Origin of the sequence: Coprococcus sp. AF16-22 (assembly GCF_003461545.1) — a bacterium.
In the GTDB taxonomy this organism is placed as follows: domain Bacteria; phylum Bacillota; class Clostridia; order Lachnospirales; family Lachnospiraceae; genus Coprococcus; species Coprococcus aceti.
Genome location: NZ_QTXH01000008.1, coordinates 1 through 13311, shown reverse-complemented (window position 1 = coordinate 13311; position 13311 = coordinate 1). Strand labels below are relative to the sequence as shown.

11 protein-coding genes are annotated in these 13311 nt (G+C 46.6%); all 11 read right to left on the bottom strand.

The window, feature by feature from the left end; translation table 11 throughout:
- Nucleotides 1-91: 91 nt before the first annotated feature.
- On the bottom strand, nucleotides 92-1732 hold the full coding sequence (locus DWW60_RS09485) for a sulfate adenylyltransferase subunit 1 (RefSeq protein WP_117875193.1): 1641 nt from the start codon (nucleotides 1730-1732) through the stop codon (nucleotides 92-94).
- 1 nt (nucleotide 1733) lies between these two features.
- Nucleotides 1734-2633 carry a sulfate adenylyltransferase subunit CysD gene (gene cysD, locus DWW60_RS09480; protein ID WP_015534724.1) on the bottom strand — a complete coding sequence of 300 codons (900 nt, stop codon included), beginning with the start codon at nucleotides 2631-2633 and terminating at the stop codon, nucleotides 1734-1736.
- Between the two features lie 30 nt (nucleotides 2634-2663).
- Nucleotides 2664-2978 (bottom strand): 4Fe-4S dicluster domain-containing protein, encoded by a 315-nt coding sequence (locus DWW60_RS09475; protein ID WP_004851736.1) that lies wholly within the window; start codon nucleotides 2976-2978, stop codon nucleotides 2664-2666.
- The gene (locus DWW60_RS09470; RefSeq protein ID WP_117875191.1) at nucleotides 2959-4737 is read right to left on the bottom strand and encodes an adenylyl-sulfate reductase subunit alpha; all 1779 of its coding nucleotides are present in this window, start codon (nucleotides 4735-4737) and stop codon (nucleotides 2959-2961) included. The genes DWW60_RS09475 and DWW60_RS09470 overlap by 20 nt, the downstream gene beginning before the upstream one ends.
- A gap of 25 nt (nucleotides 4738-4762) precedes the next feature.
- Nucleotides 4763-5824, bottom strand: coding sequence for an ABC transporter ATP-binding protein (locus tag DWW60_RS09465; protein ID WP_004851740.1), 1062 nt, complete (start codon nucleotides 5822-5824; stop codon nucleotides 4763-4765).
- Nucleotides 5825-5921: 97 nt separating this feature from the next.
- Nucleotides 5922-6794: a sulfate ABC transporter permease gene (locus DWW60_RS09460; protein ID WP_117875189.1), complete on the bottom strand. Its 873-nt coding sequence runs from the start codon at nucleotides 6792-6794 to the stop codon at nucleotides 5922-5924.
- Between the two features lie 61 nt (nucleotides 6795-6855).
- Nucleotides 6856-7725 carry a sulfate ABC transporter permease subunit CysT gene (gene cysT / locus DWW60_RS09455; RefSeq protein WP_117875187.1) on the bottom strand — a complete coding sequence of 290 codons (870 nt, stop codon included), beginning with the start codon at nucleotides 7723-7725 and terminating at the stop codon, nucleotides 6856-6858.
- Between the two features lie 18 nt (nucleotides 7726-7743).
- A complete protein-coding gene (locus DWW60_RS09450) occupies nucleotides 7744-8754 on the bottom strand; it encodes a sulfate ABC transporter substrate-binding protein (RefSeq protein WP_117875296.1) in 1011 nt (336 codons plus the stop codon).
- Between the two features lie 241 nt (nucleotides 8755-8995).
- Nucleotides 8996-9928, bottom strand: a complete 933-nt coding sequence (cysK, locus tag DWW60_RS09445; RefSeq protein ID WP_055223423.1) for a cysteine synthase A — start codon at nucleotides 9926-9928, stop codon at nucleotides 8996-8998.
- Between the two features lie 100 nt (nucleotides 9929-10028).
- A complete protein-coding gene (locus tag DWW60_RS09440; protein WP_117875185.1) occupies nucleotides 10029-10652 on the bottom strand; it encodes a GDSL-type esterase/lipase family protein in 624 nt (207 codons plus the stop codon).
- 220 nt (nucleotides 10653-10872) lie between these two features.
- Nucleotides 10873-13311: Ig-like domain-containing protein (locus DWW60_RS09435; protein WP_199414453.1), on the bottom strand; the 2439-nt coding region annotated here is incomplete at its 5' end.

The following is a 13311-nucleotide window of genomic DNA, read 5'->3' as shown; positions in this document are numbered from 1 at the left end:
TCATATTACTACTTTCTATACAAAAGCGAAGGACGAAGGCATAAAACACCTCCGTCCTTCGCTTTATTATTATATTACTACGTGATCTTTTTTAGATGTAATTTCCATCGTGAACCTGGGCCGCGTCGTATACAGACTCCTTTCGGATCTCGTCCGCTATCTCGTCTGCGTCAAGCTCGACGTCAGCATTCCAGTCGCCGCTGTAAACCTCGGCGCCTTCTACCTTGATTCCTGCGATCTGCTGCTCGCTTGCGAAGAGAAGCACGATGATTCCGGCATGATGAAGATGCTTTAATACAGCATTTACATCCTCGCGGATATCTGGAGCGTACAGATATGTATGACGTCCATCGATGCTGAGCTTCTTCTCTACAGACTCAACGAAATCTCTTGTGACATTGCCTGCTGCAAATGGAACTATGACAGCCTTCTGTCCCTTGATCGCTGCACGCACATTTCTGTCTATGCGTCCCTCGTAAAGTCCGGTCTCCTCAGTGTGAACCTCCTCGACAACACCGCAGGCACTTGTCATGTCTGTTACACGATCGATGAGTATGAGTTCTCCGAGAGTCTTATGCTTCTTGAACTCGTCAACCACGATCCTGTCGGCAAATGCGATTCTGCAGACTGCGATACCATTCTTGGAAAGGGTGTCTGCTGATTTCTGCTCACCTGTATTTACATCTATGGTGTAATCGATGTGTGTAACTGTACCAGGGATCATTTTTGTTCCGAGCTTCACGAAGAAGTTCTTGCCATTGTACAGCTCATCGTCATCCATCCAGAGAAGTGTTGCGGTGATCGAAGATGCAACCTTTGCACCTGAATCAACTGTGAGCACACATCCTCTTGACACGTCAACCTCACGGTCAAGCTGTATTGTTACAGGCTGTCCCTTCTGTGCTGAGTCCACTGTGTCAAATCCCACATGGATGCTCTTGACCTTTGCGGTCTCGTTGCTTGGGAGTGTGTTGATCTCGTCTCCAACGTGGATCTCACCATCCTCGATCTGACCTTGGAAACCTCTGAATGTGTGGTCAGGACGGCACACTCTCTGAACAGGCATATAGAATCCTGCCTCTGTGTTATCCTCTGCGATATCTATATCCTCAAGGTATGTAAGGAGTGCGGGGCCCTCATACCAAGGTATGTTCTCTGACTTCTTTGTCACGTTGTCACCCTCTGTAGCTGACACTGGGATGATAGTGATATTTGGCAGGCTGAGCTCTGATGACAGCTCATTTATCTGCTCAACTATCTCGTTGAAACGCTTCTCATCGTATCCGACAAGATCCATCTTATTTACTGCAAATACAAAGTATCTGATTCCCATCAGCGCGCAGATCCTTGCGTGTCTTCTGGTCTGCACCAGCACGCCCTGCTTTGCATCTATGAGGATGACTGCCAGGTCGGCAAATGAAGCTCCAACCGCCATGTTCCTTGTGTACTCCTCATGGCCCGGTGTATCTGCCACGATGAAGCTTCTCTTGTCCGTTGTAAAATATCTGTATGCAACGTCGATGGTGATACCCTGCTCACGCTCTGCCATCAGTCCGTCCAGAAGAAGTGAATAGTCGATGGCACCGCCACGGCTTCCTACCTTGGAATCAAGCTCCAGAGCCTTCTCCTGATCTGCATATAAAAGCTTTGAATCATATAATATATGTCCTATAAGTGTTGACTTTCCGTCATCTACACTTCCGCATGTTATAAATTTAAGTAATCCACTCATCTTAGAAGTATCCCTCCCTCTTTCTACGCTCCATGCTGCCTGCTGCCTCGTTGTCAATAACTCTGGTGGTTCTCTCTGAGGATACCGCACTGAGCGTCTCCTCGATAATCTCAGGGAGTGTGTCCGCTGTGGACTCCACGCCGCCTGTCAGTGGATAGCATCCGAGAGTTCTGAAACGAACACTCTTCATCTCTATCTTCTCACCAGGTCTGAGTTTCATTCTGTCATCATCGACCATGATGATATTGCCGTCACGGTATACAACAGGTCTCTCCTTTGCAAAGTACAGTGATGGGATCTCTATGTTCTCACGCTCTATGTACTCCCATATATCAGCCTCTGTCCAGTTGGAAAGTGGGAACACTCTGACCTCCTCGCCCTTCTGGATCTTGGTGTTGAACAACTTCCACATCTCCGGTCTCTGGTTCTTTGGATCCCAGGCATGCTGTGCATTTCTGAATGAGAGTATCCTCTCCTTCGCACGGGACTTCTCCTCGTCTCTGCGTCCGCCGCCAAATGCTGCTGTGAAACCGTATTTGTCAAGAGCCTGCTTGAGCGCCTGTGTCTTCATGATATCTGTGTATGCTGAGCCGTGGTCAAATGGGTTGATGCCCTTCTTGACACCCTCCTCGTTGATGTACTCGATCATGTCCAGTCCATATTTCTTCGCTGTCTTGTCTCTGAACTCGATCATTTCCTTGAACTTCCATGTTGTATTTACATGTAAAAATGGAAATGGCGGCTTCTCAGGATAGAATGCCTTGAGTGCCAGATGAAGCATTACCGAGCTGTCCTTTCCTATGGAGTAAAGCATAACAGGCTTCTCACACTCCGCAGCAACTTCGCGGATGATGTATATCGCCTCTGCCTCCAGTTCGTCAAGATGTGATAATGTACCCATATCTATACCAACCTTTCTTCTTTATATATTTTAATATTTATTTGCTTCCTTCTTATCTATCACGATCTGGTCTGTGGTGCCATCCATCTTGCGGATATTCCACAGAAGCAGATCTCCTTTGTTCTCCACCGACATCTGGCTTCCCATTCCGCCGATGTCAGCTCCGAGATATAATGAGATGGCGTCAAATGCACACTCCTTGATACAGGATGAGCATCCCCAACAATCCTTTGGGTATTTCATGAATATCTGTCCATCCTCATCTCTCTTTATGAGGGAACCCGGGCAGACATTTGCACATTTGCCACAGTTTTTGCAAAGCTCTTTATTTATCACTATGCTCATATGCTTCCCCCTTTCCTTGGAACATCAGCCCATTTGAAGTCGCCTCCGGCGAGGGGCTGACGCTGCATGCCATATTCCCTGCGGGAACCTGGCACAAATTAACCAGCTCTCTGTGTATCATCTTAAGCTCGCCGTCCACCATCTTGGAGTTGACAAATATCTCCCAGTCTTTGCTCTTCTCCGGGTAGTCCAGGTTCTCAGCAAAGCTGTGCCATCTCGTCTCCTTCCTGTCCTTCAGGTGTGCGATTACAGAGAGTGCAACTGTGAGTCTCTCCCTCACCTCATACACAAACATGAGCTCGTGCATGTCGTGGGCACTTATGTGCCATACAAGTTTCTGGAGCTGCTCTATCTTCTCCTTTGCCAGCTCAAGCTGTTTCTCATTGAACTGGTAGTGGGTGGATATTCCTCCGGCGTAGTTGTCCATGACCTTCTGCATGGCCTCCTCTATCGCCTCGTACGTGAACATCTTCTCGTCAGTGTCGAGGAAATGGTCATACTCTTCTATCTTTCTGTCAAATGCAGCCTCCTCGTCAAGCTCCGGCTCGGTGTATCCCTCGTCAAGCTGCTTTACCATGGCAATGGCTGCTATCTCTCCCTCAACCATCGCTCCGGTCACATACTTCTGTGGACATCCGCCCGCCACATCTCCGGCTGCGAACAGTCCGCGTATTGTGGACTCTCTGTCGTTGTCCACCCAGTAACCGCTCGCTGTGTGGCCGCCGACTATATAAGGCTCTGTGCCCTCTATCTCCACATTCTGCTCACTCGGATTCTTGCCGGACTCAAGCCATTTGAGAGTCTGGCTCGGAGCCATATTGAGGTATGCTCTCTTCAGTGAGTCATCCTGCTCAGAGGTGATGCCCTCTGTTCTCAGGTAACATGGACCTCTTCCCTCTATATTCTCTCTCACCGTTCCGTACACTCTCTGGGATGTGGTGAGTCCGTATTTGTTCTCGTATACCTCGCCGAGTGAGTTGACCTGCTTGGCGCCGACACCCTGGGCTATGGTTCCCGTAGGTGCTATGGTGTCCTTACATCTGAGTGCTATGAATCTCATCTCAAATGTCGTCATCTCCGCTCCGGCATTTATTCCCATTGCGTATCCCGCTCCGGTGTTGAACGGCGGATACCACATCTTATGCCTCGAAAATCCCGGATTGTTCGGTCTGTAAAGTCCCGCCGCACCGCCTGTAGCACAAAGCACTTTCTTTGCTCTGATCTCGTAGGCTGTATTATCCTCTATGGAGAATCCAAATGCCCCGAGGATCTGATTATTTTCAACTATATAGTCCGTGATGTTAACTCTGTTAAGTATCTGACAGTTGTCAAGCTCCTCCACCGCCTTTGCAAGCAGCGGCTTCATGTTCTCACCATTTATCTTGATATTTCTGTTGCCCCTTGCAACATACTCTCCATTCTCATCCTTGAGGATAACCAGCCCCAGCTTCTCCATCTTGTCTGTTACACGGTTCAGCCCCTGTGACATAGAAAGCAAAAGATCTTCTCTGACGATCCCGTCAGCGTCTTTCCTGCAGTAGTCCACATAGTCCTCAGGCTTCCTGCCCTTCACTATGTATGCGTTGATGGCGTTCACTCCCGCCGCCAGACATCCACTTCTCTTTATATTTGCCTTCTCCGCGATGACGATGGAATAATCAGAATGCTCTCTGACAGTCAGCGCTGCATAGCAGCCAGCCGTACCACCACCGATTATCAAAATGTCCGTATGAAGTATTTTCCTGTTTGCAATACCCATATTTTCTCTCCAATCACTTTTATAATTAGATGTAGAATACATCGTTGTCCTGCATTGCCTTGTTCTCCAGCAGATATGTCTGATTCTCATCAAATACATACAGCCTGTAGATAAGAACGTGGACCTGCTCCCCCGGCTTTACGACATCCTTCTCCATAGATCTCTCGGCTACGATCTCCACACCGTTGACATCAACTGTGACGTCCAGATGGCTTCCGCGAAACAGCACATCCTTGACTATCCCCGACTCCGCCGCACTCTGGTACTGATCCAGCCTGCCGCTCTTGGATATCTTGACAAACTCCGGTCTGATGACCGCTCTGTCCGCTCCCGGCACCCTGTCAAAACCCTTGAGCTTCTCGTAGTCCTCCACAACAGTTGACCTTCCGATGAACTGTGCCACAAACGGTGTGGACGGCGTCTTGTATATCTCCATCGGCGATCCCATCTGCTCTATCTGTCCGTGGTTGGTGATGATGATCTCATCCGCAACCTCCACAGCCTCATCCTGATCGTGAGTGACAAATATGCTCGTTATGCCAAGCTTTTCAACCATCTCCTTGAGCCAGGTTCTAAGCTCCGTCCTGACCTTTGCATCTATCGCGGCAAATGGCTCGTCCAGCAGCAACACCTGTGGATTCGGTGCCAGCGCCCTGGCAAATGCCACTCTCTGCCGTTGTCCGCCTGAGAGCTGATTCGGATATCTCTTCTCCATACCCGACAGCCCTGTAAGCTCCAGAAGCTCCATAACTCTCTTCTTGATCTCCTTCTTTGGAACCTTCATGAGTTCAAGTCCAAATGCCACATTGTCAAATACCGTCATGTAACGGAACAGTGCATAATTCTGGAATACAAATCCTATTCCTCTCTTCGCAGCTGGTATATCATTTACACGCCTGCCGTCTATGTATATGTCACCGGAATTTGGATTTTCAAGTCCGGCTATCATTCGGAGAAGTGTCGTCTTTCCGCTTCCCGACGGTCCCAGAAGTGCCACCAGCTTGCCTTTCTCCACACCGAAACTGACATTGTTGGACGCCAGGAAGTCTCCATATTTTTTGTATATATTTTTCATCTCGACGTACATGTCGTCAGCCTCCTTATTATTAATTACCTTACCTCGCCCTTTCTCGGGTATCGCCCCCTCGCCTCCGCTCAGCGGCAGGTCGTCACGCGCATGAGAGTTATGAACTTCGTTCATAAGCGCGTTTCCTCTTCGCTCTGTACTCAAGCAGATTTCTCAGAAACAATATGATGACCGCTATGATCACCAGTATGGATGATACTGCAAATGCCGCTGTGATGGATTCCTCCGTTCCCGACATGTACAGCGCATCGATCTCAAGTGGAAGTGTAAATGTCCCGCCCCTTGTCTTGGACAGTGCATTTACCGCACCGAACTCGCCGAGTGCTCTGGCGGTACAGAGAATTATTCCGTATATGAGTCCCCATTTCATCTGGGGAAGTGTTATTCTTCTGAATATCGTGAAGCCTTTCGCTCCCATGAGCGCCGCAGCCTCCTCCTCATCCTTGCCCTGCGCGTTCAGCACCGGGATAAGCTCCCTTGACACAAATGGGAATGTCACGAATATGGTAGCAAGCACAACGCCCGGAACTGCAAAAGTTATCCTGATATTTGTTTCCAGCATATCATTGATCCATCTGATCGCCGGATACGTCCATCCAAGTCTTCCAAATGTCATGAGGTAGGCAAGGCCTACGATGACAGGTGATATGGAAAACGGAATGTCTATCAGTGTCGCCAGCACCTGCTTGCCTTTGAAGGAGAACTTCGTCAGCAGCCATGCCGCACATATTCCGAAAAATGTGTTTACCACCACAGCTATGACTGTGGCAATAAGTGTGACACCAAGTGCACTTATCACGTACTCTGTCGTGATGGACTGCAGGTAGAACTTAAAACCCTCCTTCAGCGCACTTGTTATCACCGATATAAGTGGAACAACAAGCATGAGCACTATGAAAAGCACCGTCACGGTTATCAGTATTATCTTTGTCCTGCGCTTGCCGCGCTGCAGCTTTTCCTGTTCGCTCATTGTGTTTCCTCCTTTCGTTTGTGCATTTGCACATCAATGATTGTCGTAACTTATTATAGGTTTATAGTAGGTTTGTCCTTCTCGACTGCCTCAGCTGTACTATGTTGATCGCGAACAACAGTACAAATGATATGACCAGCATCACCAGTGCTATGGCTGTTGCGCTGGCATAGTCTATGTAGCTAAGCTTCTGCATGATCACGTATGATATGACCTGCGTCTGCTCCTTTGCGCTGTTGCCCGATATGTAGATGACACTGCCGTACTCTCCGATCCCTCTGGCAAATGCCAGTCCAAATCCTGTAAGCAGTGCCGGCCTGAGCTCCGGAAGAATAACCTTGAAGAATGTTCTTCTCGGTGTGGCTCCCAGCATGTAAGCCGCCTCCTCGTACTGATTGTCCATCTTCTCAAGTATCGGCTGCACCGCCCTTATGACAAATGGTATTCCAACGAATACGAGAGCGATGGTAAGTCCTATCTTCGTGTATGCAACGTCTATTCCAAGAGCCTTGAGCGTTTTTCCAAGAAATCCATCCTCACTGTAAAGTCTCGACAGTGTGATACCGGCAACCGCCGTTGGCAGACAGAATGGAAGCTCTATGAATCCGTCCAGTATCTTCTTGCCGGGAAAATCGTATTTGACCAGTGTCCACGCTATTATCAGACCAAACACCGTGTTGGCTATCGCCGCTATGAACGAACAGCCGATGCTGGTCTTAAATGCATTCAGCACATTCTTCTTCAGAAGCAGATGCCAGAATTCACCCGGTGAGAGCTTCAGCGATGACACCAGCACCGATGCCAGCGGGATCAGAACTATCAGCGACAGCATTGCAATGACTATTCCAAGCGTCAGATGATATCCCGGGATAACTCTGGTCTTCTTTGCGTTATTAAGTTTATCCTTCTTGCCATTTTCCTCTGCTGCCATCTCGTCTTCCAATCCATTTTAATAATCATATATCTCGTCAAACTTTGCACCGTCATCGAAGAAATCCTCATAGGCTTTGTCCCAGCCTCCGAAATCATCTATGGTCCACTGCTTGATGTCCAGATCAAATACGTCTGCATACTCTGCAAGTATCTTCTCATTTGTCGGGCGATAGCCGCTCTCAGCCTCAAGCCTCTGAGCGTCATCGCTGTACAGGTACTTCAGATACTCTGTGCTGACCGACTCTGTTCCATTGTGCTTTGCGTTGTCATCGACAACCGCCACACTCGGCTGAGCCAGTATACTCACCGACGGATTAACTATCTCGTAATCCTCCGGGTATTCCCTCAGGGTTGCTATCGCCTCATTCTCCCAGGCAATCAGTACATCACCCTTGCCATTCTCCACAAATGTGGTCGTCGAACCTCTGGCTCCCGAATCCATGACCGACACATTCTGATAAAGCTTCTTCATAAACTGCCATATATCAGCTTCATCGCTGTATGTAGTTCTGGCATAGGCAAGAGCCGCAAGGAAATTCCAACAGGCTCCGCCGCTACTCTTCGGATCAGGTGTTATGACTTCCACATCGTCCTTCACCAGATCGTCCCAGTCCTTTATATCCTTAGCATTTCCCTTTCTCACCAGGAACACGATAGTAGATGTGTAGGGTGCTGAATCCTTGTCAAATTCATCTATCCAGCCCTTATCTATCAGACCATTTGCCGATATGAGGTCAATGTCATGCTCAAGTGCCAGTGTGACAACATCTGCATTACAGCCCTCCACCACCGATCTCGCCTGTGAGCCGGAGCCTCCATGAGACTGGATGACCTTGATGTCCTGTCCGTACTGCTCTTTGTAATACTGTTCGAACATGTCATTGTATCGCTCATACAGCTCCCTCGTCGGGTCATACGAAACATTTGTAATTGTGATAACATCGTCCTTCTTCCCGCCACAGCCGGCCGCGCCTATCGCCAGCACCGTCGCCATGGACAGAAGCAATACTCTTTTTCCAAGTCTCATATCTTTTCTCTTTCTCATAAATAGGTCAATTCATCCAATGAGCAATAATTGCTGCAACGATATTAACTTCTGCTATACAGTTTTGACATCATCCAAGGAGGGACATACGAAGTCGCCGGTCCTTAGGTGGCGCCTTAGGCGGCACCTTAGTACCGCTGCAGACTGAGTCGAGCGAAAGCGCTCCCGACTGGATATGTCAAATACTGTATACAGTTCACAACCTCTAGGCAATTATTGCGGTCTACAGGTTAAACAGTGATGTTGAGAGGTATCTCTCTCCTGTATCCGGGAAGAGGACCACGATGGTCTTGCCCTCGTACTCAGGTCTCTTTGCAAGCTCGGTTGCCGCATAGAGTGCCGCACCTGCGGATATTCCAACCAGAACACCATCTGTCTTTGCAATCTTTCTTGCTGTGTCAAATGCGTCATCGTTCTGGATCCTGATGATCTCGTCCACGATGCTCAGATCCATGACGCCAGGTATAAATCCGGCTCCGATTCCCTGGATCTTGTGTGGGCCAGGTGCTCCGCCTGAGAGAACCGGTGAATCAGCAGGCTCAACTGCAATCAGCTTGACATTTGGATTGTGCTCCTTGAGTCCGCTTCCTGTTCCTGTAGCTGTTCCGCCTGTTCCTACTGCTGATACAAATGCATCAACCTTTCCGTCTGTATCTCTCCAGATCTCCTCCGCCGTTGTCTTCTTGTGGATAGCAGGATTTGCCTTGTTCTCAAACTGCTGTGGGATGAATGCATTGCCGTACTGCTCTTTGAGCTCATTTGCCTTGGCGATGGCTCCCTTCATTCCCTCTCTGCCCGGTGTTAACACGATCTCAGCACCGAGAGCTGACACGATCTTTCTACGCTCAACGCTCATGGTGTCCGGCATGGTGAGTATCAGGTGAAGGCCCTTTGCTGCTGATACAAATGCAAGTCCGATTCCTGTATTGCCTGATGTAGGCTCGATGATGACTGTCTCCTGATTGATGAGGCCATCCTTTATTCCCTGCTCGATCATGGCTGCTGCCACACGATCCTTCACTGAGCCAAGCGGGTTGAAATACTCAAGCTTTGCAACGATGTGTGCCTTGAGTCCAAGCTCCTTCTCATAATTTGTGAGCTCCAGAAGTGGAGTGTTTCCTATAAGTTCTGTTAACTGTGATGCTATCTTTGCCATGGTTCTTGTTTCCTTTCTTTTTTTACTTTTTTCAAGTCTCTATGTTCTTTCTTGATTCTTTACTATCTTTATATACTGTACATTATTTTCTATATAATTCTTAACAGGCCATCTGATAAATCTTTTCCTCTATCGCTCCTGCCAGTGCTGCATGGCCCTCAGGATTCATTTGTTCCTGATCTGCCTCGCTGCTGTCCGCCACGGATGATGCCGCCAGGAATTCCACACCAAACTCATCTGCTATCTTCCTGTACACATCTGTAAGTTTTCTTGACACCTCAACGGATTCCGGTGAGAACTCAGGATCAAATTCATCCTTCCACACCTGCTCACCTAAGTGTATTGGCGATACGAGAAGTATCCTGCTGTCCGCTGAATACTGTTTTGCCTGAATGAGCAGTCTCCGTATTCCCTTGCCTATCACATCCGGCGATGCCGAGAACACTGTTTTACAGTCATTTGTTCCAAGCATGATCACTATATTCTCCGGTTTATGTGTCTCCAGCAGAGTAGGGAACAGCGACACGCCCTTTCTTCCCTGTCTCAGTGGATCCTCGAACACTGTTGTTCTTCCACAGAGACCTTCCTCTATGATCCTTATATCTTTATTTGCCAGCTTCTGCTGCAATATACTGGTCCATCTGATCCCCCAGGGAAATCTCTCACCATTCTCAGGATTGTATCCCCATGTATTGGAATCTCCAAAGCACAACACCTGTTGCATCTGTCCACCTCCCGTCTATTGAACCTCGTTCTGTCCAATGGATCTCATTGTCAATCCACATATATCCTATCTGATATGTAGTAATTATCTGTCAACATGTTGGAGTATACAACTTATTTCCTACTATGTCAATAGGGATTATGTGCTTTTATTGTTTAAAAAAAGAGTGAAGATGTAAAAAATATCATCTCCACTCCTTTATAAAGCACATATCCAGCCGTTAATCCTCTGCATTAGGATCACAATCTCTTACATACACATCAACCGAACTACCGCTTACTTTTATGTAATATGACTTTCCAGCTTCACAGTTATAGCTCATGTAAAAATCTTTTTTATTTGTTGTCTTGCTATGCTCTGCATCGTCCACTTCCATGAGCAGATTTTTGTTCTCATCATATAAGTATCCCTTTGGATCACCGTATGAAACAGAATAAAAATAATATGTTCCTGTTTTCTTTGGCACATACCTGTAATACATTCCAACTTCTGCATATACATCGTTAAAATTGCCAAAGTCAATAGCAAATTCATTCACATCCGCAGTTAACGTGGTCGTCTTACTGGTCACTTTTGCTGATATCACACCACGCTTACCTGAACCTTCCGCTGTCAGCTCATATGTTCCAGGAACAAGATACACATATCCGTTCCAGCCACATATTCTACCATATTCATCTGTCCATCTGCCCAGATCGTCAACCGTGCACTTTTCATTGTTAGATTTGACCGCAATCTTTGTTACATCCGCCGCAAGATCCACTTTATTCTCCCCAACGCCAAATGTACGATTGCCGATATAAGTCACATCGTCCCCAATTTTAATTTTCACATCATATGTTCCAGGAATAATTGACATATAATATTGTCCATTACGATCTACTGTAGCAAATTCACTGTTAAGTTCGTATTGGACTGAATTATCTTTGTTTATGATAATAACACTTGCCCCATCCAGTATATTGCCATTTTTATCTCTGACATACCCCATAAGAGTTGATCCAAGTATAGTTTTTATCACACAACCAACTATGGTACTTATTTTTTCGTTGTTGGCATCTGTTATTTTTACTTTGAGATTATATGTACCTTCTTCTTCTAATTTACCGGTTATTTTTCCTTTTGAATCAATGCTGAGATTATAACTTTCTCCGACAAAACTGTATGTATAACTTCCGGAACCGCCAGCCACAGCTGCAATACTATTGTTGATCCTACAGATATGGCTGTTACGTCCCATAATTTTAAATACTGGTTCATAATTTCCTGCAATCGTTGTCTGGCTGTATATATTCCATGAAATTTCATAAGTGTCCACATTTCCCAGTTCATCGACTGCTTTAACAGTTGTCACAGTCGTTCCCGCCTTAGTCGGTTTTCCACTGAAATAAACCTTATTGGCATCTCCTGGATCCACCTTGTATTTCACGCCGGCAGGGAGGCCCACTACATTGATCACACATATGCCCTTATAACCTTCAATGCTATTTACATCCAGAGTCTTATTCATACCAACATTCTGCTCACACTTATAGGATACATAAATCGTTCTATTATTCACGTCTCCAGAATAATATGTCTCAATTTTAGAATTACCTGTACCCGTAAGTCCCTTTATATATATGCAGATTCTTGCCTTTCTTGACAATGTATAGCCTCTTCTCAGTGCAATCGTATAGTTCTTATTGTCTTTTGTTGTAACACTGTCAAATGGAATATTGTAATTATAATTACCATTCATCACTGTACTCGCCTTGATTGAAAAACTTGAGGACGTCAGTTTCTGTTCAGATGACAGCGTAAGTTTAACTGTACGAGGGTTACTCATCATTACCGATACAATTGTGACTGGTTTTTCGACCGTTATTTTGTACGAAGCCTTCTTGCCGGTGCCATCTTTAGCCTTCGCTGTTATCACCGCTGTTCCTGTAGCAGCTGCATATACATTTCCTGCAGAATTTACCATGGCTACCTTATCATTTGAAGAACTCCATGCACATTTCTTATTGGTTGCATCTGTCGGCTTTATAACTGGGCTGAGCTGCATCGTTTTGCCTACATACAGCCTTCCACTTATTTTGCTGAATTTTAATGATGTTATCGGTGCCTTTACTGTTACCTTGCAGACTGCTTTCTTTCCTGAACCGTCAGCAGCCACTGCTGTGATAGTCACTTTTCCGCCTTTTACCGCTGTGACCCTGCCTGTAGCACTTACCTTTGCGATCTTGGAATTGCTGCTTTTCCAGATAACCTTCTTATTGCTGGTTGTGTTAGGACCTACTGTCGCCTTTATCACTGCCGACCTGCCCTTCTTGATCGTCAGCGCAGATTTGTTCACCTTGACTCTTGTGGCCGGCTGTCCGACTGTGACCTTCACCACCTTCTTGATCTTTGCGTTTGACTTGAGAGAGATCGTGATATTTGCACTACCCTTTTTCACTGCTTTTATCTTACCTGTAGAAGATACTGTCACGATCTTTTTATTGCTTGTTGAGAATTTCAGATTGCCTGAAGTCGTATTTGTCTTCAGTGTAAATGTTTTCCCTGCCTTGAGTGTTAGTGTATTACTTGGAAGATTTTTCACCGTAATACTACTGATGGTTGTTGTGGTCGCTGCTTTTGCCGGAATGCTGACACCTGTAAATGTCAATGCAAATGC